The sequence below is a fragment of the Nocardia macrotermitis genome, from assembly GCF_009604405.1.
In the GTDB taxonomy this organism is placed as follows: domain Bacteria; phylum Actinomycetota; class Actinomycetes; order Mycobacteriales; family Mycobacteriaceae; genus Nocardia; species Nocardia macrotermitis.
This window is the reverse complement of sequence record NZ_WEGK01000019.1, coordinates 124296-147588: the sequence shown is the minus strand read 5'-3', so window position 1 is coordinate 147588 and position 23293 is coordinate 124296. Positions and strand designations below refer to the sequence as shown.

The following is a 23293-nucleotide window of genomic DNA, read 5'->3' as shown; positions in this document are numbered from 1 at the left end:
ACTAGTCGCGATCCGAGGCTGCCGCCAGCGCGTTCGCGCCACCGACGATTTCGCTGATTTCCTGCGTGATGTTGGCCTGCCGGATCGAGTTCGCCTGCCGGGTCAGGTTGTTGACCAGGTCGTTGGCGTTATCGGTGGCCGCCTTCATCGCGGTGCGGCGTGCGGCCGACTCCGAGGCCGCGGCTTCGAGCAACGACGAGTAGATGCGGGTGTTGATGTACTTCGGCAGCAGTGCGCCGAGCAACTTGTCCGCGTCGGGCTCGAACTCGTACAGCGAGGAAACCTGCGCGGTCGGCGAATCGGACATCATGTCCTCGCCGAGGTCGTAGTTCTCCTCGATGATGTCCACGTGGATCGGCGCGAGCCGCCGCACCTCGGGCGTCTGCGACAGCATCGACACGAACCGGGTGTAGACGATGTGCAACTCGTCGACACCGGCGATGGTGCCCTCACCGTTCGGCGCGGGCACCTCGGCCTCACCACCGGCCATGAACGCGTCCACCAGGTGGTTGCACGCGGACGAGGCGTCGGTGTAGTGCGGCTGCTGGGAGAATCCGGTCCACGAACCCATCGGGCGACGGCCGCGGAAGGTGTAGTAGGACAAGCCCTTCGCACCCATCACGTAGATCACCGGCTCCTTGCCCTCGGAGCGCAGCGTCGTCATGAGTTCCTCGGCGCGCTTGAGCACGTTCGAGTTGTACCCACCGCACATACCGCGGTCGCTGGTGATCACCAGGATCGCGGCCCGAGTGGGCTCGGCCCGCTCGGTCAGCAGCGGATGCGAGAGATTCTGCGAGGCGCCGGCGAGTTCGCCGAGCACCTTGGTGATCTCCTCCGCGTACGGCTTGGCCGCGGCGACCCGGGCCTGCGCCCGGCTGATCCGCGAGGTGGCGATCAGCTCCTGGGCCTTGGTGATCTTCTTGATCGAACTCACACTACGAATGCGGGAGCGCAATTCGCGAATATTGGCCATAGCTATTCACTCCCTTCATTCTGTGTCCACGGGCAGCATGGGCGGGCCACTACGTGGTTACGCAGGCTGCCGCCTCCGTGCCCGTCGCCCATGCTGCGGTTGTCCGACAATCGCATTGGCTTGCCCGCGTCTACTTCTCGACGTGCTTGCGGTGGACGGACACGGACTCGACCTCTTCGTGATCGAGCGCGCCGGCCTCGGCCTCGTTCACCACGCGGCTGCCGTCCGAAGCGATGAAGCTCTGCTTGAACTTGTCGGTCTCGGCCTTGATCAGGTCCGCGGCCTCGCCGTCGAGCCGCTTGCCGCCCTCGATCGTCTTGAACGCCGCGGCCGCGCTGCGGTGCAGGCTCTCGAGCAGCTCGGCGTTGAACCGGCGCACGTCGCCGACCGGCACGGTGTCGTAGAAACCGGCGTCGACCAGGAAGATCGAGACGATCTGGTCCTCGACCGCGACCGGGGTGTACTGGTCCTGCTTGAGCAGCTCGACCCAGCGCGCACCGCGCTCCAACTGCGCCAGCGAGGCGGCGTCCAGGTCGGACGCGAAGGCGGAGAACGCCTCCAGCTCGCGGTACTGGGCCAGTTCCAGACGCAGCGAACCGGCGACGGCCTTCATACCCTTGGTCTGCGCGGCGCCACCGACACGGGAGACCGAGGTACCGACGTTGATCGCGGGGCGAACACCCTTGTTGAACAGGTCCGACTCCAGGAAGACCTGGCCGTCGGTGATGGATATGACGTTGGTCGGGATGAACGCCGAGACGTCACCGGCCTTGGTCTCGATGATCGGCAGACCCGTCATCGAGCCCGCGCCCATCTCGTCGGACAGCTTCGCGCAACGCTCCAGCAGACGCGAGTGCAGGTAGAACACGTCACCCGGGTACGCCTCGCGGCCCGGCGGGCGACGCAGCAGCAGCGAGATCGCGCGGTACGCCTCGGCCTGCTTGGACAGGTCGTCGAACACGATCAGGACGTGCTTGCCCTGGTACATCCAGTGCTGGCCGATGGCCGAACCGGTGTACGGCGCAAGCCATTTGAAGCCGGCGGAGTCCGAGGCGGGCGCGGCGACGATGGTGGTGTACTCCATCGCGCCGTGCGCCTCCAGCGCGGCCTTCACGCCCGCGATGGTGGAACCCTTCTGACCGATCGCGACGTAGATGCAACGCATCTGCTTGGTCGGATCGCCCGACTCCCAGTTCGCCTTCTGGTTCAGGATGGCGTCGATGCAGACCGCGGTCTTGCCGGTCTTGCGGTCGCCGATGACCAACTGACGCTGGCCGCGGCCGATGGCGGTCAGCGCGTCGATGGCGGTGATGCCGGTCGCCATCGGCTCGCCGACGGGCTGACGCTCGAGCACCGTGGCGGCCTGCAGTTCGAGCACGCGGCGGTCGTCGGCCTCGATGTCGCCCAGACCGTCGATCGGCGCGCCGAGCGGGTTGACCACGCGGCCGAGGAACTTGTCGCCGACCGGCACCGACAGCACGTCGCCGGTGCGCCGGACGGTCTGGCCCTCCTCGATGGAGTCGAACTCACCCAGGATGACCGCACCGATCTCGGTGTCCTCCAGGTTCAGCGCGACGCCCTGCACACCACCCGGGAATTCGAGCAGCTCGTTGGCCATCGCCGAGGGCAGGCCACTGACGTGGGCGATACCGTCGCCGGTGTCGGTGACCGTGCCGACCTCCTCGATGGAGGTCTCGGGGGTGTAGGCCTGGGTGTAGCTCTGGATCGCGCTACGGATCTCGTCAGGGGAGATCGTCAGCTCCGCCATGTTCTTCCTGCTCTCGCTGTGGTCTCGAATGTCGGGTGGGGTGTGAGGCCGCCGGGCTCGCGCCGGTCGCCTAGGTGAGCGACTGGCGCAGCCGCTGGAGCCTGCCCACGGCACTGCCGTCGATCACGTCGTCACCGACGTGCACGACGACGCCGGCCAGCAGGCTCGGATCGACCTGCACATGCACCGTGATCGGCTTGTCGTAGATGCGTTGCAACGAGGCCGCCAATTGCTCGCGCTGTTGCGGCGTCAGTTCCGTCGCCGCACGCACATGGGCCACGATCTGCTTACGCAGCGACGCGGCCAGATCGGACAACTCGTCGAAGACCACACCCACGTCACCGTGCGAACGGCTGACCGCCTGCTCGGCCAGTTGCAGGGTGATGTCCTCGACCTTGCCGGTGAGCAGGCGGGCGACCAGCTCACGCTTGGCCCGCGCCGACTTACCGCGGTCGGCCAGGGCCTGCTCGAGATCCGGATTGTCCTCGACGACCCGGCCGAGCCGGAACAGTTCGTCCTCGACCGCGTCGATGCGCCCGCGATCGGCGGCCGCACGCAGCAGCGCCTCCCGGCCGAGCTGCACCAGCGTGTCGACCAGGTCCCGGCTGCGGGACCAGTCCTGCGCGACGGCGGTGGTCAGCACGGCCTGTGTGGCCGCGCTGATCTTGCCGCCGAACAGGCGTTCGGCGAGTTCGGCGCGGGCCGAACTCGATACCGACTTGTCCGCGAGCGCAATACGCAGCGAGCGCTGGCCGTCCAGGACGTCGACCACGGCGAACAGTTCGGATCCCGTCGTGGCGGCGACGGTGTCACTCCCGGTCAGAGCGGCCGAAAGAGCTTCCCGTGCACGGGAATTCGCCTCACGGCTCGCTGCGTACATGCTTCCCACTTTCACTGTGTTGGCTCCTGCCTGTGCGTGGCGGCCCGTGTGGTCGCACAACGCTGCCGCTTCCGGCCCTCGACCCGCCCAGGCTTTGTTGGATTATGCCTGTACCCGACAACCGGTGTGGTGACACCCCGCTGCTGCGTTCCGTGGCTCCGGCCGCAAACCCGCCAGGGCATCTCGCTACCGTCCGACCCCGATACCGGCCTGCAGATCCAATTCTGCAAGGAACCGGTCGATGGACTCGGCCTGTTTGGCCTCATCGGCGACCGACTGTCCGATGATCTTCTCGGCCAGATCGACCGCGGTGCTGCCGAGTTCGGCGCGCAGCTCGGTCACGATCTGCTGCCGCTGGGCCTCGAGTTGCGTGTGGCCGCTGGCCACGATGCGGTCCGCCTCGGCCTGCGCCTCCGCGCGCAGTTGCGCGAGGATCTGCTGGCCCTGGGTGCGCGCCTCTTCACGAATGCGCGCCGCCTCGAGCCGGGCGTCGGCGAGCTGCTGCTGGTACTGCTGCAGCGTGGACTCGGCCTCGGCCTGCGCGACCGCCGCCTTCTCGATGCCGCCCTCGATCTTCTCCGAGCGCTCGTCGAGAACCTTGGTCAGCCGCGGCGCCACGTACTTCCAGAACGCGACACCGATCACGATCAGGCAGATCAGCGACCAGACGATATCCGGCACCTCCGGGATGAGGGGGTTCTTGTCCCCGGCATCCGCGGCCGCCAGTAGCTGGATCCCGTTCATGGCAATCAGAAGATGAAGCCGGCGACGAGACCGATCAGCGCCAGGGCCTCGGTGAACGCGATACCCAGGAACATGTTGGTCCGGATGGTGCCCTGCAGCTCGGGCTGGCGAGCGATGCCCTCGATCGCCTTACCGACGACGATGCCGACGCCGATACCCGGGCCGATGGCGGCCAGGCCGTAACCGATCGCGCCGTAACCCTTGACCGTGGGGGCGTTCTCGGCGAGGGTGGTGGCCACGTTGGAGAGGCTCATGAGTTTCTATCCCTTTCTGTTGCCCACATCGCAGCGTGTGGGTCAGTCTCTGTGAAACTTTGTCGGGCTCGCGCGTCAGTGCGCGTCGGCGTGCTGGGCCAGTCCGACATAAACGGCGGTCAGCAACGCGAAGACATATGCCTGCAGGAAGATGACCAGTACCTCGAAGAGCGTGAAGCCGAGGCCCGCGATCAACGAGAACGGCGAGAGCACCTTCATCCACGCGGCTCCCTCGAACAGGAAGAACTGCGTGGCCGCGAAGAACAACACCAGCATCACGTGGCCGGCCAGCATATTGGCCATGAGTCGCACGGTCAGGGTGAACGGACGCAGCACGAAGGTCGAGATGACTTCGATCGGAATCAGCAGCACGTGCATCGCGGCCGGCACATTGGGCACCACGGCCGAATGGCGCACGTAGTTCCAGAAGCCGTACTTCTTGATACCGATGTAGTTGAAGGCGATGTACGCGATCGCGGCCAACAGCAGCGGCATCCCGATGCGCGCGTTGGACGAGATGTTCATGCCGGGGATGATCTCCGAGAAGTTCAGGAAGAGCACCGTGAAGAAGATCGTCGCGATCAGCGGGAAATACTTCTTGCCGGTCTCTTTGCCGAGCACCTCGAAGCAGATCTCCTCACGCACGAACCCCAGGCCGATCTCGGCGATGTTCTGGAGTCCGCGGGGGACGATCTTCGGATTGCGGAAGGCCAACAGCATGAGAGCCACGAGCACGACCGTCATGACGATCTTGATCAGGATCATGCTGTCCAGCTGGAAAGGTGTTCCCTTGAACAGCACAGCCGGAGGGAAGAAGTCAGACAGCGACGGCGCATGGAACTCGCCCGCCAGAGTGGTGACGCTCAGCGTTCTCTCCCGTGTTCGGGCCGCAGGAGGTAAGGGTCTCCCGCGGTTCGATCGGACATTGACGATCAGGTGGGTCGACTGTGGTCGGCTCGAGTTCGTCAGCAGCTGAGGCGGGAAGAACCCGCTCGAGGCGTCTGTACGTCGGCGACATCGTCGACGGTGCAGAGCCGAACCCCCTCAGGTCCGGCACGGCTGCAAGCATACCGGCAGTGGCCGGATCGCAATGATCGCCCCCACTGATCGGATGCTTACGGTAAAGAGTTTACCAAGCCATCTACGACAACGTGTAGGGGGTATCGCTCACAGATTTGAACGATCTTTTCCGGACGCCTCGTCCGGCGGGGTGATGACCGGAACCCGTTGGCTCAGAACGCCGTACGTCTCCGCGCCCAGCACGATGAGCAGCGCACCGATGACGGTCAGGAACAACGACATCCGGCTGTAGAACTCGAAATGCTTCAGGATCGCGACGACGACGAGCACGACCAGGAGTTTGCCGACCCAACTGCCCAGCATCACCATGCCCTGGATCCCGGACTCCAGTTTCGCGCTGAACAGCACCAGCGCGGCGGTGGTCAGGATGAAGAATCCACCGATGGCCGAGCCGATCAGCGCACCCCAGAGGCCGTGCAGACCTGCGAAGACGGTGGCCAGCACGCACGAAACCACGACCAGCGCGATCAGTCCGGCGATGCCGTAGCGCAGCGCCGCCCGCAGCGGGGCGTCCTGTTGGGAGTGCGATGACGTGGTCACGGTGCGCAGTTTACTCGCCGCTTACTTCCGGCCCGTCCGGCGCCGGATCGGCCGCGACCGTGCGACTGCGCTTGCGCAGACCCACCGCCTCGCGCAGCGAGGGCACCGCGGTCAGCACCAGCGCGCACACCAGACCGGCCGCGAACAGCAGCACCACCAGGCGTCGATCGATCAGCGAGGAACCGACCGCGCCGAACGCCAGCACGCCGACCCACAGGTAGATCGTCAGCACGACGCGGCGCTGCGAATGCCCGATCTGCAACAGCCGGTGATGCAGGTGCATCTTGTCCGGTGTGGAGAAGCTCACGCCCGCGCGCACCCGGCGCACGATCGCCATCACCAGATCCAGCACCGGAATGAACATCACCGCGCCGACCAGCAGCAGCGGCGAGAGCAGCCCGACGATGTCGCGGGCGCCGTAACCGGTCAGCGGAATCCGGCCCGAGGCGCCGGTGGAGACCGCCGCCAGCATGAGCCCGATCAGCATCGACCCCGAGTCGCCCATGAAGATCCGGGCGGGCTGGAAATTGTGTGGCAGAAATCCCAGACAGCCGCCCGCGATCGCGGCGGCCAGCAGCGCGGGCGGATACCCGTCGGTCGCGCCGCCCTGCTGGTACAGCAGTCCGGCGGCGAAGACGAAGACCGCGAGCGCGGCGATCACGCCGAGGCCACCGGCCAGACCGTCCAGGCCGTCGACGAAGTTCCAGGCGTTGATCATGGTGACGGTGATGATCACCGTCACCGCGCCGCCGTACAGCTGGTCGAGTACGACCGTGGTGTTGGTGAACGGGTTGTAGATCGCGACCCAGCTCAGGCCCATCACCGCCATCACGCAGGCGGCGGTGATCTGGCCGACGAATTTGGTCAGCGCGTCCAGACCCCAACGGTCGTCGATGATGCCGACCAGCACGATCAGGGTGCCCGCGACCATGACCGCGGGGACGTCGTGCGGATAGTCGAAGCCCCGTCGCAACGCGGGCAGTTGGTGGGCGAACAGCACCGCGGCCACCACGCCCAGATAGATGCCGACCCCGCCCATCCGCGGAATCGGTTTGACGTGCACATCACGTTCCCGCGGAATAGCGACCGCGCCGAACTTGATCGCCAGCACCCGAATACCACCGGTGGACAGCAGCGTCACCACCGTCGACACGAGCAGGACCAGCAGAAGCTCGCGCAGCGGAACGACCGCGCCCTGGCTGAATATCATCTACCAGGCCGTCACCGTGACGCTCGGGCCGTGAGGTCCCCCGGCGCGATACCGAGCACCTCGCCCACCTGGTCGGCGGTCACCGCGCCCTCGCGCAGGATGCGCGGGCTGTCGGCGGTGAGGTCCACGATCGTCGAGGGGACGCCGTGGTCGGCCGGTCCGCCGTCGAGGTACACGCCGACCAGCTCGCCGAGTTGGTCGCGCGCCTCCTGCACGGTCGCGGCCGCGGGCTGCCCGGAGACGTTGGCGCTGGACACCGCCAGCGGCCCGACCTCGCGCAGCAGTTCCAGCGCGACCGGATGCAGCGGCATCCGCAACATCACTGTGCCGCGCGCGTCACCCAGATCCCAGGCCAGCGAAGGCGCTTGCTGCACAACCAGACTCAGCCCGCCCGGCCAGAATGCCCGGATCAGGTCGCGCGCGTGCTGCGACACCGAGAACACGAGTCCGTCGATGGTGTTCCAGGACCCCACCAGCACCGGCACCGGCATGTCGCGGCCGCGGCGCTTGGCGGCCAGCAGATCGGCGACCGCCCCCGAATCGAAGGCATCTGCCGCCAGGCCGTACACGGTGTCGGTGGGGATGACCGCTAGCCGCCCGGATTTCAACGTCGTCCGCGCGGCGGTCAGCCCGGCGGCACGTGAGTCGGGATCGGAGCAGTCGTAGACGATACTCACTCGGGAGAGTGTATTTGCTGGCTCGCCGGTGGGCGCGGCGGGAGTGGGGACATCGCCGGATCACCGCACCAATCGGCCCAGAAGCGCGGAGGCACAAGCGATTCCGAGAACGGCCGCGAGCACGAGAACACCCATGTCGAGCCACAGGTGGGTGGCGGTGCCGATGAGCAGACCGCGCAGGGCGTCGACCTCGTAGCTGAGCGGATTGACGTGACTGATCACACGTAGCCAGCCCGGCATCAGGTCGATCGGGTAGAGGGCGTTGGAGGCGAAGAACAGCGGCATGGTGATCGCCTGGCCGATACCCATCAGGCGGTCGCGTTTGGTGACCAGACCCGCGATGGACATCGACAGGCAGGCGAAGAAGGACGCGCCCAGGATCACCGCGACCACCGCGCCGAGCAGTTTGAGCGGATTCATCGTCAGGTGTACGCCCATCACCAGCGAGAGCACCACGATGATGAGCACCTGCGCGACCGAACGCACCCCTACCGCAAAGCATTTGCCCGCGATCAGCGCCGCGCGCGGGGTAGGGGTGACCAGGAGTTTGTTGAGGATTCCGGCGTCGCGGTCCCAGATCAGCTGGATGCCGTAGAGGATCGCGATGAACAGCGCCGACTGCGCGATGACACCCGGCGCCAGGAAGTCAAGGTACGGCAGCTTGCCGGTGGGGATGCTGTGCAGGCGCGAGAACGTGGTGCCGAAGATCAGCATCCACAGCGCGGGCTGGACCGCGCGGGTGAACAGTTCGGTGCGGTCGTGCCGCAGTTTCTGCAATTCGACCAGCGCGAACGTGCCCATCCGCGAACCCAGGGCAACTGCACGGCCGACGCCGCGTGGGGCCGGTCGCAGGGGCGGGAATTCAGCCGGCACGCTGAGCGGTTCGGCGTGTGCTTCGGACACCGCGCAGCCCTCCCTCCGTATTGGTTTCGCCGTCGAGCCCGGCGCCGGCGTGATGCCGGAAGACGTCCTCGAGTGTGGCGTCGGGGCCGAGGGTCGCCTTCAGTTCGGCCGGGGAACCGACCGCGCGCAGGATTCCCTTGTGCAGCAGGGCGATTCGGTCGCACAGCTGATCGGCTTCGGACATGTAGTGGGTGGTGAGCAGGACGGTGGTGCCGAAGCGGTGGCGCAGGTCGCGCACTCGTTCCCAGACGCTGTCGCGGGCGATCGGGTCCAGGCCGACGGTCGGTTCGTCCAGGATCAGCAGGGCGGGACGGTTGACCAGCGCCTGGGCGAGTTCCAGGCGACGCACCATGCCGCCGGAGTATCCGGAGGCGAGGCGGTCGGCGACGTCGAGCAGGTTCATGGCCTCGAGGGCCTGTTCGACGCGTTCGACACGTTCGCGACGCGGGACGTCGAACAGCCGCGCGAACCACGCGACGTTCTGGCGTCCGGTCAGCGCGGCCTCGATGGACAGCTGCTGCGGGACGTAGCCGAGGTTGTAGCGGATCGCGGTGTTGTCCTTGCCGACCTGCCAGCCGAACATGGTGACGCTGCCGTGCTGGATCGGCATGAGGGTGGTCAGCAGCCGGATGGTGGTGGTCTTGCCCGCGCCGTTGGGGCCGAGCAGGCCGAAGACCTCGCCGCGTTCGATGCGCAGATCCAGATCGTTCACGACGGTGTGGTCGCCGTAGCGGTGCGTCAGGCCGACGCAGTCCACGGCGGGGGTATCGCCGGGTGGCTCAACGGATTTCGCCGTCATCGCACTCCCCCGTTCTCGCTCGTGCCGAATCCCGTTCCGCGGTGGGCGGATTCGCGGGCTCGGCGTCGGTATCGAATTGCCGGGCCGGTCGTGGCCGACCGGTGGGTTCCCGGATCACCGCTGACGGCGCTGTTCACGCTCGTGCAGCAGGTCTGTGAGTTTCTCGACCACGGCCAGACCACGGGCCAGGTCCTCGCGTTCGCGCGCGGTGAGTTCACCGAGGGCGGCGCCGACGAGTTCGTGCCTGCGCCTTCGGGTTTCGTCCACCGAACGCTGCACATCCGGTGTCAGGCTCAGCCGCGACGCGCGCCGATCCTCCGGATCCTGTTCCCGCACAAGCAGATCCGTCTTGACCAGCGCGCTGACGAAGGTCGACACACTGTTGGGCGCCAACCCCAGTTCAGCGGCCGCGGCCTTCACCGAGATCCCCGGATGCCGCGACACGAGCCGCAGAAATTCCGCCTGCGCGTCGGAGATCCCCGGCTGATCGAACACCCGCCCGGCCAGCCTGCGCACCTGCCGCCGAAACCGCCCGAACACCCGCAACATGCCGCCGACCAGCTCCGGAGACCCCTCCGAACCCGCGGCAACACCTTCCCGAACCGTCTGCACCGCCCCAGATTACCTCTAAGTCAGAGGTATTTACATCTGAATCAGAGATAATTTTCGAGAATCGGTCCGCTGCCGAAAACCACGCACCGGTCACGATCGTCGCCGACGACGGTGGAAACGCGGTCCTGATCGCGGAATCGACTGGGACGCCATGCAGGAGAAGCTCTACGCCCTGTCCGGCGACAGGTAGCCGTTTCGGGTCAGTTCGCGGTGCGGCGGGCGGCTACGAAGCGGGGTTTGCCGGCCAGGTCGGGGTGTTCGATGATGGCGGTGAAGCGGGATGTGTTCGCGAAGAGGGTGGCTACCTGGGGGCCGTTGGTGTCGTCGTGTTCCACGGCGGCTACGGCTCCGGGGCGCAGGAGACGGGTGATGGTGGTGATCATGGGGGTGATGACAGAGAGGCCGTCGGGGCCGCCGAAGAGGGCTCGGTGGGGGTCGTGGTCTGCGACTTCGGGGTCGAGGACGGCGTCCTCGGGGATGTAAGGGGGGTTGGCTACCAGGACGTCGACGCGACCGTTCAAGGGGGACAACACATTCCGGTCGGTGACGTCACCGGCGTGTAGATGGATCGGGGTGTCGCCCTGGGCGGCCTGGCGGTCGGCGTTGCGGCGGGCCCATTCGCGCGCGGCCGGATCGATCTCGACCGCGTAGACCTCGGCGTCGGGGCGGGCGTGTGCGATCGCCAGGGCCAGTGCGCCCGATCCGGTGCACAGGTCCACCACGATCGGCGGATGCTCGTGCCCGGCCGCCTCGAGGTGGGCCAGCGCCCAGGCGAACAGCAATTCGGTCTCCGGACGCGGCACGAACACGCCCGAACCGACTGCCAGATCGATCTCCCCCATCGCCGCCACACCCGTGAGATGTTGCAGCGGAACACGTTCCGCGCGCCGATCCACCAGCTTGCGGAATTCGGCGAGCTGCTCGACGGTCAGCATCGGCACCAACGCCAGCCGCGGCCGCTCCACCCCCAGCACATGAGCAGCCAAGAATTCGGCATCGGTATGCGGACTGTGCACACCCGCCACCCGCAACCGCTCGACCGCCTCGAGCACGGCCGGGCGCAAACTGACGCGACTCACTGTATTTTCGGCCTCCGCTTCGCTCCGGCGGGTTTTCGGGGTTGGTCTTTCAGGTCTGACAGTCCCAGCACACAGAGACGCTTCGCCGGGGGTGCGTCGAACATGGTCACGCTGCTCTAGACCTACTCCGCGGCCAGGCGGGCGGCGCGATCGGCTTCACCGAGGGCGTCCAGGACCGCGTCCATGTCACCGTCGAGCACAGCGTCGAGGTTGTGGGCCTTGAAGCCGATGCGGTGGTCCGTGATGCGGTTCTCGGGGAAGTTGTAGGTGCGGATGCGTTCGGAGCGGTCGACGGTGCGGATCTGGCTGGCGCGGCCCGCGGCGGCTTCGGCGTCGGCCTGTTCCTCGGCGAGCAACTGGAGGCGGGCGGCGAGGACCTGCATGGCGCGGATCTTGTTCTGCAGCTGCGAACGTTCGTTCTGGCAGGTCACCACGATGCCGGTGGGCAGGTGGGTGATGCGGACGGCCGAGTCGGTGGTGTTGACGCCCTGGCCGCCCTTGCCCGAGGAACGGTAGACGTCGATGCGCAGATCACCCTCGTCGATCTGCACCTGCTCGACCTCGTCGGGTTCGGGGTAGATCAGCACGCCCGCGGCCGAGGTGTGGATGCGGCCCTGGGACTCGGTGACCGGCACCCGCTGCACGCGATGTACGCCGCCCTCGAACTTGAGCCGGGACCACACGCCGTCGCGGCTGGGTTCGCGGCTCTTGATGGTGATCGTGGCTTCCTTGTAGCCGCCCAGATCGGAGATGTTCGCGTCGAGCACCTCGACCTTCCAGCCGCGTCGCTCGGCGTAGCGGATGTACATGCGGGCCAGATCCGAGGCGAACAGCGCCGACTCCTCGCCGCCCTCACCGGATTTCACCTCGAGCACCACATCGTCGGCGTCGTGCGGGTCGCGCGGGGCGAGCAGATCGGTGAGCGCCTTCTCCAACTCCTGGACCTGCGTCTCCAGCTCGGGCACCTCGGCGGCGAAGGAGGCGTCATCGGCGGCCAGCTCGCGCGCGGCACTCAAATCCTCACGCGCGGTCCGCAATTTGCCGTAGGTGGACATGATCGGAGCCAGCTCGGCGAACCGCTTGCCCACGCGCCGCGCCTCGGCCGGGTTGTTGTGCAGCGCCGGATCGGACAGCTGCATCTCCAGCCCGGCATGTTCGGCCAGGATGTCGTCGATCGCGGACGGGGCCGTCACATCGGCCATCGCGGGAGCTCCTTAGTCTTCGGCACCGCCTGCGGTGTCACGTCGATCGCGACCCGAGGCTCGATTCTTCCCCTGCAAACGCACCGACGCCCGGCCTACGAAGCGTAGGACGGGCGTCGGTTTCAATGCTACTGGGCGTCGGACTTCTTGGGGGTGCGCTTGCCGTAGCGAGCCTCGAAGCGGGCGACGCGGCCGCCGGTGTCGAGGATCTTCTGCTTGCCCGTGTAGAACGGGTGGCACTGCGAGCAGACCTCGACCGTGATCTTGCCCGACTCCTTGGTGCTGTGAGTCTGGAACGTGTTCCCACAACCGCAGACGACTGTCGTCTCGACGTACGTGGGGTGGATTCCTGCCTTCATGGATGTCCCTTTCGATGGTCGCCGGGTCGCCCTCGCAGACGAGGACGTGAACCGGAACCGACTAGGCATTGTTGCCAACGTGTCAGTGTAAACGCTGCTCCAACCGGCTTTGTTCCCCCCTCCCCACCTCCGACGGAATGACGCAACCAGCGGCGAAGCGTCTCCGTCCCGCTGGAAGTCGCCCGCGCAGCGAAAGGCTCAGTAAGAGCGCCCCAAAGGTTTTCGGCGCGGCTCGTCGTTCGGGTACCGCTGCGTACGCGACGAAGGAGCAAGCAGCGGTGCCCGAACGACGAGCCACACCTGCGCCGAAAACCCGCCGGAGCGGAGCGGAGGCAAAAGACACAGGAAGTACGGGCACGCGTATCGGCAGGTCTCGAGCCACGCTGAAAGTCGGGTAGTCGGCTACCCATGAATGCGAACAGTGTTGTTCATAGAGTAATGCCGAGACCCGGGACGGCCGCGACAGGAGGGAACGCAGTGAATCAACACACCGCTCGGGGGGCTCGGGGGTCGCGGTCCCCCGGAACGGCGATCGGCCGCCGAGTTCGCGTCCTGCCGGGGGGTTGGCGCGCGGAACTCGTCGCCGGAGTCGTACTGATGGTCTTGTCCGTGATGATCGCGGTCGGCTGCTGGGCCACGCCCCCACACCGTGCCGCCGCGCTCGCCACGCCGGCCGAGAGCGAGCCGTATCAGTTCACCGCGACCGCACTGCCGACCGGCGGCCTCACCGCCGCCACCGCGCTGATCCTCGGCGGACTCATCCTCGGCGCCATGGTGGTGGGCCGAATCTTCTACTCCCCCAGCCGAAAACGCCGCTGAGGCCCTGCCCGGAAGCAGGACCTCAGCGGTGTCGGTATCGGATATCCGGCGAGGACACGGCTCGCTCGCCGGAACGACCCGTACCTCGCGCGGGCCCGTCGCGACACGGTCGGACCCGCACGAAGTACCGGAATACCTACTCGTCCAGAGCACCCGGCGCGGTCTTGGAGACCTGCACCAGGAATTCCATGTTGTTCTTCGACTTCTTCAACCGGTCGATCAGCAGGTCGATCGCCTGATGCGAATCCAGGCCGGACAGCACGCGCCGCAGCTTGTGCACCACGCCCGCCTCGTCGGGAGCCATCAGCAGATCGTCGCGACGAGTGCTGGACAGGTTGACGTCCACGGCCGGGAATACGCGCCGCTCGGCGATCTTGCGGTCCAGCTTGAGCTCGGCGTTACCGGTGCCCTTGAACTCCTCGAAGATCACCGTGTCACCGGTCGAACCGGTCTCCACCAGCGCGGTGGCGATGATCGTCAGCGAGCCGCCGTTCTCGATGTTGCGGGCCGCGCCGAGGAACCGCTTGGGCGGGTACAGCGCGGTCGAGTCGACACCACCGGACAGGATGCGGCCCGAAGCCGGCGAGGAGTTGTTGTACGCGCGGCCCAGACGGGTGATCGAGTCCAGCAGCACGACGACGTCCTGGCCCATCTCCACCAGCCGCTTGGCCCGCTCGATGGCGAGTTCGGCGACCGAGGTGTGATCGCTCGGCGGCCGGTCGAACGTCGAGGCGATCACCTCGCCGCGCACGGAGCGCTGCATGTCGGTGACCTCTTCGGGACGTTCGTCGACCAGCACCACCATGAGGTAGACCTCGGGGTTGTTGGTCGCGATCGCGTTCGCGATGTCCTGCATGACCGTGGTCTTACCGGCCTTGGGCGGGGACACGATCAGGGCGCGCTGGCCCTTGCCGATCGGCATGATCAGGTCGATCACGCGGGTGGTCAGCTTGTTGGGCTGGGTTTCGAGCCGCAGTCGCTGGTTCGGGTACAGCGGGGTCAGCTTGTTGAACTCCGGACGACGGCGCGCCGAGTCGATATCGGTGCCGTTGACGGTGTCCAGACGCACCAGCGGATCGAACTTCTGCCGCTGGTTGCCCTGCTCGCCCTCGCGGGGCGCGCGCACCGCACCGGTGATCGCGTCACCGCGGCGCAGGCCGTTCTTGCGGACCAGGTTCATCGAGACGTAGACGTCGTTCGGGCCCGCCAGGTAACCGGAGGTGCGCACGAACGCATAGTTGTCCAGCACGTCCAGGATGCCCGCGACCGGCTGCAGGACGTCGTCCTCGCGGATCTCGACCTCGCGGGTCTCACCGCCACCGGTGCCGCCCTCGCGGTCCCGGCCCCGGCGACGCTCCCGGAAGCGACGCCCGCGCCGACCGCGGCCGTCACCGTCGTCGTCACCGCCGCGATCCCGGTCGCGATCGGTGCCATTGCGGTTCTGGTTGCCCTGACCGTTCTGCTGGTTCCGGTCGCCACGATCGTTCTGCTGGCTCCGGTCGCCACGGTCGCTCTGCTGGTTCCGCTCGCCGCGATCGCTCTGCTGGTTCCGCTCGCCGCGATCGCTCTGCTGATTGCGCTCGCCGCGATCGCTCTGCTGGTTCCGGTCGTTGCGCTCGCCGCGATCGTTCTGCTGATTACGGTCGTTGCGCTCCCGACGACGCTCACCGGCGTCCTGCTCGGGCTTGACCTCGGTGCCGTTTGTCTCGGCCTTCGCCTCACCGCTCTCGGCCCGCTGATCGCGACCCCGGCGCTGCCGGCCACGACCGCGCTGACTGCCCTCGCGACCGTTCTCCTCACCCGAATCCGCCGGGCGCGCAGGCGAATCAGCCTTGGCCGGAGCGGGTTCGGCGGTCTTCGCCGCGGATTTGTCGGCGGACTTGGCCGCCTTCTCCGCGGACTTCTCCGCGGGCTTGTCGGCGACGCCGTCCAGCGTCTGCTGCTCACCGCGCGCCGCAGCGGACCTGGTCCGTGGCGATTCCGCGGCGGGAGCGGCCTCGGTCTTGGCCGACTTCGCGGGCGCGGCGGATTCCTCGCGGCCACGCGTCGGCTTACCGGCTTGATTTTCCTTGATGGCGGCGATCAGATCGCCCTTGCGCATTCCGGAAGTGCCTCGGATACCGAGCTCTCCGGCAAGCGCGCGCAACTGCGGCAACAACATTCCAGTCAGCCCCGATCGTGCGACGTCGGTTTGTTCGCTCATCTTCGAAATCTGTCCGGAGTCACTATCGCTGGCCGAGGAACGTCCATCGGTTTCCACCCCGGGTGTCGCGAGCAGGTCCGTATCTGTCACGGAGATCCTTTCCTTCCCTCGATTGCCGTGTGCTTATTCGAGGGTTTCGTCCCGAAGCCCGATCACTGTGTCGAGCCCGGATGCCGTATCGCCTGCCCCGCCGGACCTGCGGTTCATCACCGCCAGGTCTGCGCCACCGGTTCACAAAGGTGGGAGTTCATTCCAGTGCCGACCCCATGATCTCGAGACCCGTCTCGCGAGCCTGAGCAAGAGCCTGCTGGAGCGATTTGCCCAAATGAAGCACCGGCGTCTGATGCGCACGATGTACGGACTCGCCCAGAATAGCCCCCCGCAGGAATGCCTGCAAGGCAGGCACGCCATCAATCGGTTCGCACACCCTCGGAAATTGTCGGTTCGAGTACCCGCAGCCCTTCGGCAATCGCGAGTTCACGCAGTTCGACGGGAAATTCACCGGTGGTCAATGCCAGCACGGTAGGGCCCGCACCCGACACCGTCGCGGCGATTCCGGCCGCCCGCAGCCGGGCGATCCAGCGGGTCGTGACCGGCAGCGCCGAAGCCCGGTAGCCCTGGTGCAGCCGATCCTCGGTGGCGGGAAGCAGCAGGTCAGGACGTTGCGTCAAGGCCACTACCGCCAGGGCCGCGCGGCTGACGTTGAAGGCGGCGTCGGCGTGCGGCACCGTCTCGGGCAGCAGGCCGCGGGTGTGCGCGGTCGCCGAACGTTCCTCGGGGACCAGCACGAACGCCCGCAGCCGATCGTGCGGATCGAGCCGCACCGCGTGATAGCGACGACCGATTCCGGCGGCGTCGGCAACCTCCTCGGATTCGGTCCAGGAGACCACGACACCGCCCAGCACACTGGCCGCCGCGTTATCGGGATGTCCCTCGAATTCCGCTGCGAGCTGGACCAATTCGGCATCGTCGCACCAGAGTTCGGGGTCGAACTTCGCGGCCAGCGCCCGGCCCGCGGCCAGTCCGCCGACCACCGCCGAGGCCGAGGACCCCATTCCTCGCGAGTGCGGAATCACGTTGTGGCACACCACATCCAGACCGTCGGCCCATACCCCCGCGGCCTGCAGACCACGTTCGATCGCACGGACCACGAGATGTGAAGGGCCCCAAGGCACATCGTCCGCGCCCTCACCCTCGACCCGGATGGTGAGCCCGGAATCGGTGGTGCGCACCACGATTTCGTCGTGCACGCCCAACGCGATACCCAGCGAATCGAATCCGGGTCCGAGGTTGGCGCTGGACGCAGGCACCCGCGCGGTGACACGCAATCCGGCGGGCAGGGTCCGGGTCGCACCGGGGCCGCGCCGGCGCGCGTCGGCCCCGGCGGGCGTTGTGACAGGGTTCACTCGCTCACGCTGCCCTTCACGCGCGGTCAACTCAGGCCAGTTCCAGCTCGTGGGCGACCGCGACCGGGTCGACCGCGATCGCCTGCACCTGCGGCATCCCCGACAACGCGGTGTCGGGATCCTTGAGGCCGTTACCGGTGACCGTGCAGACCACGGTCAGCCCCGAATCCAGCCAACCCTCCTTGCGCGCGGCCAGCAGCCCGGCCACGCTCGCGGCCGAAGCGGGTTCGACGAATACGCCCTCGGTGCCCGCGACCAGGCGGTATGCCTCGAGAATGGCCTCGTCGGTGGCGGCCCGGAAGGTGCCGTCCGACTCCTCCTTGGCGGCCACGGCGCTGTTCCACGACGCGGGCGCGCCGATCCGGATGGCGGTGGCGATGGTCTCGGGATTCTTCACCGGCGCGCCGTTGACCAGCGGCGCGGCCCCGGCGGCCTGCACGCCGAGCATGCGCGGGCGGGAGTTGGTCAGGCCGTCGGCGTGGTATTCGCTGTAGCCCTTCCAGTATGCGGTGATGTTGCCGGCGTTACCGACCGGCAGCGCGTGCACGTCGGGGGCGCGGCCCAGGGCGTCGCAGATCTCGAAGGCCGCGGTCTTCTGGCCCTCGATGCGCGCCGGATTCACCGAATTCACCAGGCCCACCTGCGGGAACTCCGAGGTGACCTTGCGCGCGAGCTCGAGGCAGTCGTCGAAATTGCCGTCCACCTGGATGATCTTCGCGCCCAGCATGACCGCCTGGGCCAGCTTGCCCATCGCGATCTTGCCCTGCGGGATCAGCACCGCGCAGTGCATGCCCGCGCGGGTGGCGTACGCCGCGGCCGATGCCGAGGTGTTGCCGGTCGACGCGCACAGCACCGCCTGCTGGCCGCGCGCCTTCGCGTCGGTCATCGCCACGGTCATGCCGCGATCCTTGAAGGATCCGGTCGGGTTCAGACCCTCGACCTTGAGATACACCTCACAGCCGGTCAGCTCGGAGAGGTGGTGCGCGGGCACCAGCGGCGTCCCGCCCTCGTACAGCGTCACGGTCTCCCAGTCCGCACCCACTGCCAGCCGATCGCGGTACGCCTCGATCAGTCCCGGCCAGGGCTTGTGTACCGCGGTGGGAATCGGCACTCCTGCCTTGTTCATTCCTCGGTGCCTTCCAATCTCACAACGCTGGTCACGGACGTGACGGATTCCAGTTCGGCCAACGCGGCCACCGTATCGGCCAGTGCCGACTCGGTCGCGTGGTGGGTCACCACGACCAATCGCGCGCCCTGTCTTCTGGGCGTGCTCGAGGGCCCTGCGTGGTTACGCTCCGCTGCCGCCTCCGGGCCCGACTCGATCACGCCGGTGTCCTGCCCCTCTTGACGGACGGTCGAGATGCTCACACCGTGCTTGGCGAATTCCCCCGCGACCGCCTGGAGCACTCCGGTGCGGTCGGCGACCTTCATGTTCACGTGGTAGCGGGTCGGGGTGTCGCCGATCGGCGCGATCGGCAGCTCAGCATAGACCGATTCACCCGGTGCGCGGCCACCGAAGAACTTGTTGCGGGCGGCCATCACGACGTCGCCCATCACCGCCGACGCGGTCGGCGCGCCGCCCGCGCCCTGGCCGTAGAACATCAGGCGGCCCGCGTTCTCGGCCTCCACGACCACGGCGTTGAACGCGCCGTTCACCGACGAGAGCGGATGTTTGCGCGGGATCAGCGCGGGATACACCCGAACCGAGATGCGGTCCTTGCCACCCTGGGCCGATCCGGGCTCACCCGGGCCGGCGGGGACGCGCTCGCAGATTGCCAGCAGTTTGACGGTGCACCCCAGGGCCGCGGCGGTCTCGAGATCCTCGGACGTGATGCGCGAGATGCCCTCGCGGTAGACGTCCGCGGCGGTGACGCGGGTGTGGAAGGCCAGCGACGCCAGGATCGCGGCCTTGGCGGCGGCGTCGAAACCCTCGACGTCGGCGGTGGGATCGGCCTCGGCGTAACCGAGGCGGGTGGCCTCGGCGAGTGTCGCGTGGTAGTCCGCACCGGTCTCGTCCATCGCCGAGAGGATGAAATTCGTTGTGCCGTTGACGATTCCGACGACACGGTTGACGCGGTCACCGGACAGCGACTGGATCAGCGGGCGCACCACGGGGATGGCGCCGGCGACCGCGGCCTCGAAGTACAGGTCCGCGCGGCTGTGTTCGGCGGCGGCGGCGAGCTCACCGGTGTAGTCGGCCAGCAGCGCCTTGTTCGCGGTTACCACGGATTTGCCCGCAGTGAGCGCGGCGCCGATCAGGGCGCGGGCCGGATCGATACCGCCCATCACCTCGACGACCAGATCCACGTCGTCGCGGGCGACCAGGGCGTGTGCGTCGGTGGTCAGCAGCGCGGGATCGATACCCCGGTCCACGTCCGCGCGACGCACCGCGACACCGCGCAGCATCAGCGGCGCGCCGACACGTTGCCGCAGGTCCTGGGCCTGCTCCTGAATGATCCGCACGACCTCGGTGCCGACATTGCCCATTCCCAGGACCGCGACGCCGATCGGGTGATCGGTTCCGAAGTGATGTTCCTGGTCCGTCATGACCGCACCTCCAAGCTCAAGAGATCTTCCACCGTTTCCCTGCGCAGGATCAGGCGCGCCTGCCCGTCCCGTACGGCGACCACCGCCGGGCGGGTCAACAGGTTGTATCGGCTCGACATCGAATAGCAGTACGCACCCGTCGCCGCGACGGCGAGCAGATCGCCCGGACCGACGTCCGCGGGCATCCAGGTGTCGCGAATCACGATATCGCCACTCTCACAATGCTTTCCGACCACGCGGGCGACGACCGCGGGGGCCGCGCTGGTGCGCGAGACCAGGCGGCAGTCGTATTCGGCCTGATACAGCGCCGGGCGGATGTTGTCGCTCATGCCGCCGTCCACGCTGATGTAGCGGCGCTGCGCACCGGCGTCCAGGACGACGTCCTTGATCGTGCCGACCTCGTACAGCGTGACCGTGCCCGGTCCGGCGATGGCGCGGCCCGGTTCGATCGCGATGGTCGGGGTGGGCAGGCCGATCAGCGCGGACTCCTCCTCGACCAGGTGCCGGACCTTCTTCGCGAATTCGTCCAGCGGCGGTGCATCGTCCGCGGGCAGATACGAAATGCCCAGTCCGCCACCGAGATCCAGGGTGTGGATCTGTTCGGTACGCTCGACGCCGAACTTCTCGATGGCCTCGCGCAGCAGCCGCAGCATGCGTCGCGCGGAGATCTCGAAACCGTCGATGTCGAAGATCTGCGAACCGATGTGACTGTGCAGGCCGACCACGCGCAGATTGCGCGCCTCGAACACCCGCGCCAGCGCCTCCATCGCATCGCCGCCCGCGATCGAGAAACCGAACTTCTGATCCTCGTGCGCGGTCGAAATGTATTCGTGCGTATGGGCTTCCACGCCGACGGTGACGCGCACCAGCACGTCCTGCACCACACCCGCGCGGCCCGCCGCGGCCTCGAGCCGATCGATCTCGAGCAGCGAGTCGACCACCACGTGGCCCACCCCGGCCGCGACCGCGGCATCCAGTTCGGCGACTGATTTGTTGTTGCCGTGCAACGCGATTCGCTCGGCCGGGAAACCCGCGTGCAGTGCGACGGCGAGTTCGCCGCCGGAGCACACATCCAGGGACAGGCCCTCGTCGCGGACCCAGCGCGCGATCTCACCGCACAGGAAAGCCTTGGAGGCGTAGTGGATTCGGGTGTTCGGCCCGTACGCGTTCACCATGTCGCGGCAGCGGGAACGGAAGTCGTCCTCGTCCACCACGAACAGCGGGGTGCCGAACTTCTCGGCGAGTTCGGCGACCGGCACACCGGCCAGCCGCACCGCGCCGTCGGCGTCGCGAGAAGCGTTGCGGGGCCACACATTCTCGGGCAGCTCGATCAGCTGCGCCGGATCACTCGGCCGCTCCGGAAGATTCGGCGCGTGCGGGATCTCGGCGTGCCGGGGCCCGGCGGGATGCGCGCTCATGCCGCGACCTCACCGGGGATCGACACCGAGACGAACACAGCGGCCGCATCCCCGGCGCGGGTACCCGCGGCCGGGTCGATGATTCGTTCGCTACCGCTCACGACGAATGGTCCTTCCTTCGGATTCACATGCGCTCCGGGGCACTGACGCCCAGTAGCGACAGGCCGTTGCGCAGCACCTGACGGGTCGCCTTCACCAGTTCCAGGCGCGCGGCGTGACGCGGGGTGAGCGGTTCGTCGCCCTGCGGCAGCACGCGCATGTCGTTGTCGGACTGGAAGGGGTGATACACACCGGCCAGCTCCTCCAGATACCGCACCACGCGATGCGGTTCGCGCGTCTCGCCGGCGGTGGCCACGATCCGCGGGAACTCGCCCAGGGTGCGGATCAGCTCACCCTCGCGGTCGGCGGTCATCGCGGCGAAATCCGGTGTCACCGAGGCGAAGTCGAACGCCGCGGAGTTCTCGATGATCCGGCAGGTGCGGGCGTGCGCGTACTGCACGTAGTAGATCGGGTTGACGCTCTCCTGCTTGGTCCACAGGTCCAGATCGATATCGATACTGCTGTTGGCCGAGGAACGCATCAGCGAATAGCGCGCGGCGTCCACACCGATCGCGTCGACCAGGTCGTCGAGGGTGACGATGGTGCCCGCGCGCTTGGACATCTTCACGGCCACACCGTCTTTCACCAGATTCACCATCTGGCCGATGAGCACCTCGACGGTCGCCGGGTCGTCGCCGAACGCGGCCGCGGCGGCCTTCAGACGGCCGATGTAGCCGTGGTGATCCGCGCCGAGCATGTAGATGCACAGGTCGAAGCCGCGGGCGCGCTTGTTGTGGAAGTACGCGATATCACCGGCGATATAGGCGGAATTGCCGTCACTCTTGATGACCACGCGGTCCTTGTCGTCACCGTATTCGGTGGAGGCGATCCACCACGCGCCGTCCTTCTCGTACAGCTTGCCCGAGGATTTCAGGGTGGCGACCGCGCGTTCGACCTCACCGGATTCGAACAGCGAACTCTCGTTGAAATAGACGTCGAAATCCGTGCCGAATTCGTGCAGCGACGCCCTGATCTGCGCGAACATCAGCTCGACGCCCTCGCGCCGGAACAATTCCCGCCGCTGCGCCTCGGGCAGTTCGGCCGCGCCGGGATTGGCCGCGACGATGGTGTCGGCGATCTCGCCGATGTACGCGCCCGCATATCCGTCGTCCGGAGTCGGCGCGCCGGTCGCGGCGGCGACCAGGGAATTGGCGAAACGGTCGATCTGCGCGCCGTGATCGTTGAAGTAGTACTCCCGGGTCACCGCCGCGCCCTGGGCGATCAGGATGCGGCCCAGCGCATCGCCGACCGCCGCCCAGCGGGTGCCGCCGAGATGAACCGGACCGGTCGGATTGGCGGAGACGAATTCCAGGTTGATATTCGTGCCCGCGAGGGTGTCGGCGGTGCCGTAGCGCTCGCCCGCGGCCAGGATCTTCGCGATGATCGCGCCCTGCGCGGCGGCGGCCAGCCGGATGTTCAGGAATCCGGGACCGGCGACCTCGGCGGTGTCGATACCGTCCGCTGCGGTGAGCGCCGCGGCGAGCAACGTGGCGAGTTCGCGCGGATTCATTCCGGCCTTCTTCGCCACCTGCATGGCCACATTCGTGGCATAGTCACCGTGCTCGGGATTGCGCGGTCGCTCCACCGTGACCTCGTCGGGCAGGACCGCAGGGTCCGATCCACGTTCCACGAGTACCTTCGCCGCGGTAGCACGAAGAAGATCAGCAAGGTCAACTGGAGTCACGAGTAAGTATCCTATGGTTCGAGCAGGGGGGCACCGC

General features: G+C 67.3%; 22 protein-coding genes. 1 reads left to right on the top strand and 21 read right to left on the bottom strand.

Annotated elements, in window-relative coordinates; translation table 11 throughout:
- Window position 1 precedes the first annotated feature (1 nt).
- The 15 genes from NRB20_RS32410 to rpmE all read right to left on the bottom strand — a co-directional run bounded on the left by NRB20_RS32410 (window position 2) and on the right by rpmE (window position 13080).
- Window positions 2–973 carry a F0F1 ATP synthase subunit gamma gene (locus NRB20_RS32410; protein ID WP_153415211.1) on the bottom strand — a complete coding sequence of 324 codons (972 nt, stop codon included), beginning with the start codon at window positions 971–973 and terminating at the stop codon, window positions 2–4.
- Between the two features lie 130 nt (window positions 974–1103).
- Entirely contained in the window at window positions 1104–2741 is a 1638-nt protein-coding gene (gene atpA, locus NRB20_RS32405; protein ID WP_153415210.1) for a F0F1 ATP synthase subunit alpha, read from the bottom strand.
- 70 nt (window positions 2742–2811) lie between these two features.
- Window positions 2812–3621 (bottom strand): F0F1 ATP synthase subunit delta, encoded by an 810-nt coding sequence (locus tag NRB20_RS32400; protein WP_153415209.1) that lies wholly within the window; start codon window positions 3619–3621, stop codon window positions 2812–2814.
- Window positions 3622–3807: 186 nt separating this feature from the next.
- The gene (locus tag NRB20_RS32395; protein WP_153415208.1) at window positions 3808–4365 is read right to left on the bottom strand and encodes a F0F1 ATP synthase subunit B; all 558 of its coding nucleotides are present in this window, start codon (window positions 4363–4365) and stop codon (window positions 3808–3810) included.
- Between the two features lie 5 nt (window positions 4366–4370).
- A complete protein-coding gene (locus NRB20_RS32390; protein ID WP_153415207.1) occupies window positions 4371–4619 on the bottom strand; it encodes an ATP synthase F0 subunit C in 249 nt (82 codons plus the stop codon).
- A gap of 75 nt (window positions 4620–4694) precedes the next feature.
- The gene (gene atpB, locus NRB20_RS32385) at window positions 4695–5420 is read right to left on the bottom strand and encodes a F0F1 ATP synthase subunit A (RefSeq protein ID WP_319945678.1); all 726 of its coding nucleotides are present in this window, start codon (window positions 5418–5420) and stop codon (window positions 4695–4697) included.
- Between the two features lie 366 nt (window positions 5421–5786).
- Complete coding sequence (locus NRB20_RS32375) at window positions 5787–6248, bottom strand: hypothetical protein (protein WP_153415206.1); 462 nt, start codon at window positions 6246–6248, stop codon at window positions 5787–5789.
- Between the two features lies 1 nt (window position 6249).
- Window positions 6250–7449, bottom strand: a complete 1200-nt coding sequence (locus NRB20_RS32370; RefSeq protein ID WP_153415205.1) for an MraY family glycosyltransferase — start codon at window positions 7447–7449, stop codon at window positions 6250–6252.
- A gap of 11 nt (window positions 7450–7460) precedes the next feature.
- Window positions 7461–8126 carry an L-threonylcarbamoyladenylate synthase gene (locus tag NRB20_RS32365; RefSeq protein ID WP_319945677.1) on the bottom strand — a complete coding sequence of 222 codons (666 nt, stop codon included), beginning with the start codon at window positions 8124–8126 and terminating at the stop codon, window positions 7461–7463.
- Between the two features lie 60 nt (window positions 8127–8186).
- Complete coding sequence (locus NRB20_RS32360) at window positions 8187–8927, bottom strand: ABC transporter permease (protein WP_153415204.1); 741 nt, start codon at window positions 8925–8927, stop codon at window positions 8187–8189.
- A gap of 61 nt (window positions 8928–8988) precedes the next feature.
- Window positions 8989–9828 carry an ATP-binding cassette domain-containing protein gene (locus NRB20_RS32355; RefSeq protein WP_153415203.1) on the bottom strand — a complete coding sequence of 280 codons (840 nt, stop codon included), beginning with the start codon at window positions 9826–9828 and terminating at the stop codon, window positions 8989–8991.
- A 114-nt stretch (window positions 9829–9942) separates the two neighbouring features.
- The gene (locus tag NRB20_RS32350) at window positions 9943–10440 is read right to left on the bottom strand and encodes a MarR family winged helix-turn-helix transcriptional regulator (protein WP_319945676.1); all 498 of its coding nucleotides are present in this window, start codon (window positions 10438–10440) and stop codon (window positions 9943–9945) included.
- Window positions 10441–10640: 200 nt separating this feature from the next.
- A complete protein-coding gene (prmC, locus tag NRB20_RS32345; protein ID WP_319945675.1) occupies window positions 10641–11519 on the bottom strand; it encodes a peptide chain release factor N(5)-glutamine methyltransferase in 879 nt (292 codons plus the stop codon).
- Between the two features lie 122 nt (window positions 11520–11641).
- Window positions 11642–12721 carry a peptide chain release factor 1 gene (gene prfA / locus NRB20_RS32340; protein ID WP_153415201.1) on the bottom strand — a complete coding sequence of 360 codons (1080 nt, stop codon included), beginning with the start codon at window positions 12719–12721 and terminating at the stop codon, window positions 11642–11644.
- A 128-nt stretch (window positions 12722–12849) separates the two neighbouring features.
- Window positions 12850–13080, bottom strand: coding sequence for a 50S ribosomal protein L31 (rpmE, locus tag NRB20_RS32335; protein ID WP_153415200.1), 231 nt, complete (start codon window positions 13078–13080; stop codon window positions 12850–12852).
- A gap of 597 nt (window positions 13081–13677) precedes the next feature.
- On the opposite strand from rpmE, the gene NRB20_RS32330 reads away from it, so the two are divergent.
- Complete coding sequence (locus tag NRB20_RS32330; protein ID WP_153415199.1) at window positions 13678–13899, top strand: hypothetical protein; 222 nt, start codon at window positions 13678–13680, stop codon at window positions 13897–13899.
- A 136-nt stretch (window positions 13900–14035) separates the two neighbouring features.
- On the opposite strand, the gene rho is transcribed toward NRB20_RS32330, so the two are convergent.
- From rho to argS, 6 genes are all read right to left on the bottom strand, one after another.
- Window positions 14036–16192 carry a transcription termination factor Rho gene (gene rho, locus NRB20_RS32325; protein ID WP_319945674.1) on the bottom strand — a complete coding sequence of 719 codons (2157 nt, stop codon included), beginning with the start codon at window positions 16190–16192 and terminating at the stop codon, window positions 14036–14038.
- A 320-nt stretch (window positions 16193–16512) separates the two neighbouring features.
- Window positions 16513–17508, bottom strand: coding sequence for a homoserine kinase (thrB, locus tag NRB20_RS32320; RefSeq protein ID WP_319945673.1), 996 nt, complete (start codon window positions 17506–17508; stop codon window positions 16513–16515).
- 31 nt (window positions 17509–17539) lie between these two features.
- On the bottom strand, window positions 17540–18634 hold the full coding sequence (gene thrC, locus NRB20_RS32315; RefSeq protein WP_153415197.1) for a threonine synthase: 1095 nt from the start codon (window positions 18632–18634) through the stop codon (window positions 17540–17542).
- Window positions 18631–20055 carry a homoserine dehydrogenase gene (locus NRB20_RS32310; protein ID WP_153415196.1) on the bottom strand — a complete coding sequence of 475 codons (1425 nt, stop codon included), beginning with the start codon at window positions 20053–20055 and terminating at the stop codon, window positions 18631–18633. The genes thrC and NRB20_RS32310 overlap by 4 nt, the downstream gene beginning before the upstream one ends.
- Window positions 20052–21473 carry a diaminopimelate decarboxylase gene (gene lysA / locus NRB20_RS32305; protein WP_153415195.1) on the bottom strand — a complete coding sequence of 474 codons (1422 nt, stop codon included), beginning with the start codon at window positions 21471–21473 and terminating at the stop codon, window positions 20052–20054. Before lysA ends, NRB20_RS32310 begins: the two co-directional genes overlap by 4 nt.
- 124 nt (window positions 21474–21597) lie before the next feature.
- The gene (gene argS / locus NRB20_RS32300) at window positions 21598–23256 is read right to left on the bottom strand and encodes an arginine--tRNA ligase (RefSeq protein WP_319945672.1); all 1659 of its coding nucleotides are present in this window, start codon (window positions 23254–23256) and stop codon (window positions 21598–21600) included.
- Window positions 23257–23293 lie beyond the last annotated feature (37 nt).

Coding starts and splice junctions, on each gene's coding strand:
- NRB20_RS32410 (WP_153415211.1), bottom strand. CDS start 973: ATGGCCAATATTCGCGAATTGCGCTCCCGCATTCGTAGTGTGAGTTCG.
- atpA (WP_153415210.1), bottom strand. CDS start 2,741: ATGGCGGAGCTGACGATCTCCCCTGACGAGATCCGTAGCGCGATCCAG.
- NRB20_RS32400 (WP_153415209.1), bottom strand. CDS start 3,621: ATGTACGCAGCGAGCCGTGAGGCGAATTCCCGTGCACGGGAAGCTCTT.
- NRB20_RS32395 (WP_153415208.1), bottom strand. CDS start 4,365: ATGAACGGGATCCAGCTACTGGCGGCCGCGGATGCCGGGGACAAGAAC.
- NRB20_RS32390 (WP_153415207.1), bottom strand. CDS start 4,619: ATGAGCCTCTCCAACGTGGCCACCACCCTCGCCGAGAACGCCCCCACG.
- NRB20_RS32370 (WP_153415205.1), bottom strand. CDS start 7,449: ATGATATTCAGCCAGGGCGCGGTCGTTCCGCTGCGCGAGCTTCTGCTG.
- NRB20_RS32360 (WP_153415204.1), bottom strand. CDS start 8,927: ATGGGCACGTTCGCGCTGGTCGAATTGCAGAAACTGCGGCACGACCGC.
- NRB20_RS32355 (WP_153415203.1), bottom strand. CDS start 9,828: ATGACGGCGAAATCCGTTGAGCCACCCGGCGATACCCCCGCCGTGGAC.
- prfA (WP_153415201.1), bottom strand. CDS start 12,721: ATGGCCGATGTGACGGCCCCGTCCGCGATCGACGACATCCTGGCCGAA.
- rpmE (WP_153415200.1), bottom strand. CDS start 13,080: ATGAAGGCAGGAATCCACCCCACGTACGTCGAGACGACAGTCGTCTGC.
- NRB20_RS32330 (WP_153415199.1), top strand. CDS start 13,678: ATGGTCTTGTCCGTGATGATCGCGGTCGGCTGCTGGGCCACGCCCCCA.
- thrC (WP_153415197.1), bottom strand. CDS start 18,634: ATGAACAAGGCAGGAGTGCCGATTCCCACCGCGGTACACAAGCCCTGG.
- NRB20_RS32310 (WP_153415196.1), bottom strand. CDS start 20,055: ATGACGGACCAGGAACATCACTTCGGAACCGATCACCCGATCGGCGTC.
- lysA (WP_153415195.1), bottom strand. CDS start 21,473: ATGAGCGCGCATCCCGCCGGGCCCCGGCACGCCGAGATCCCGCACGCG.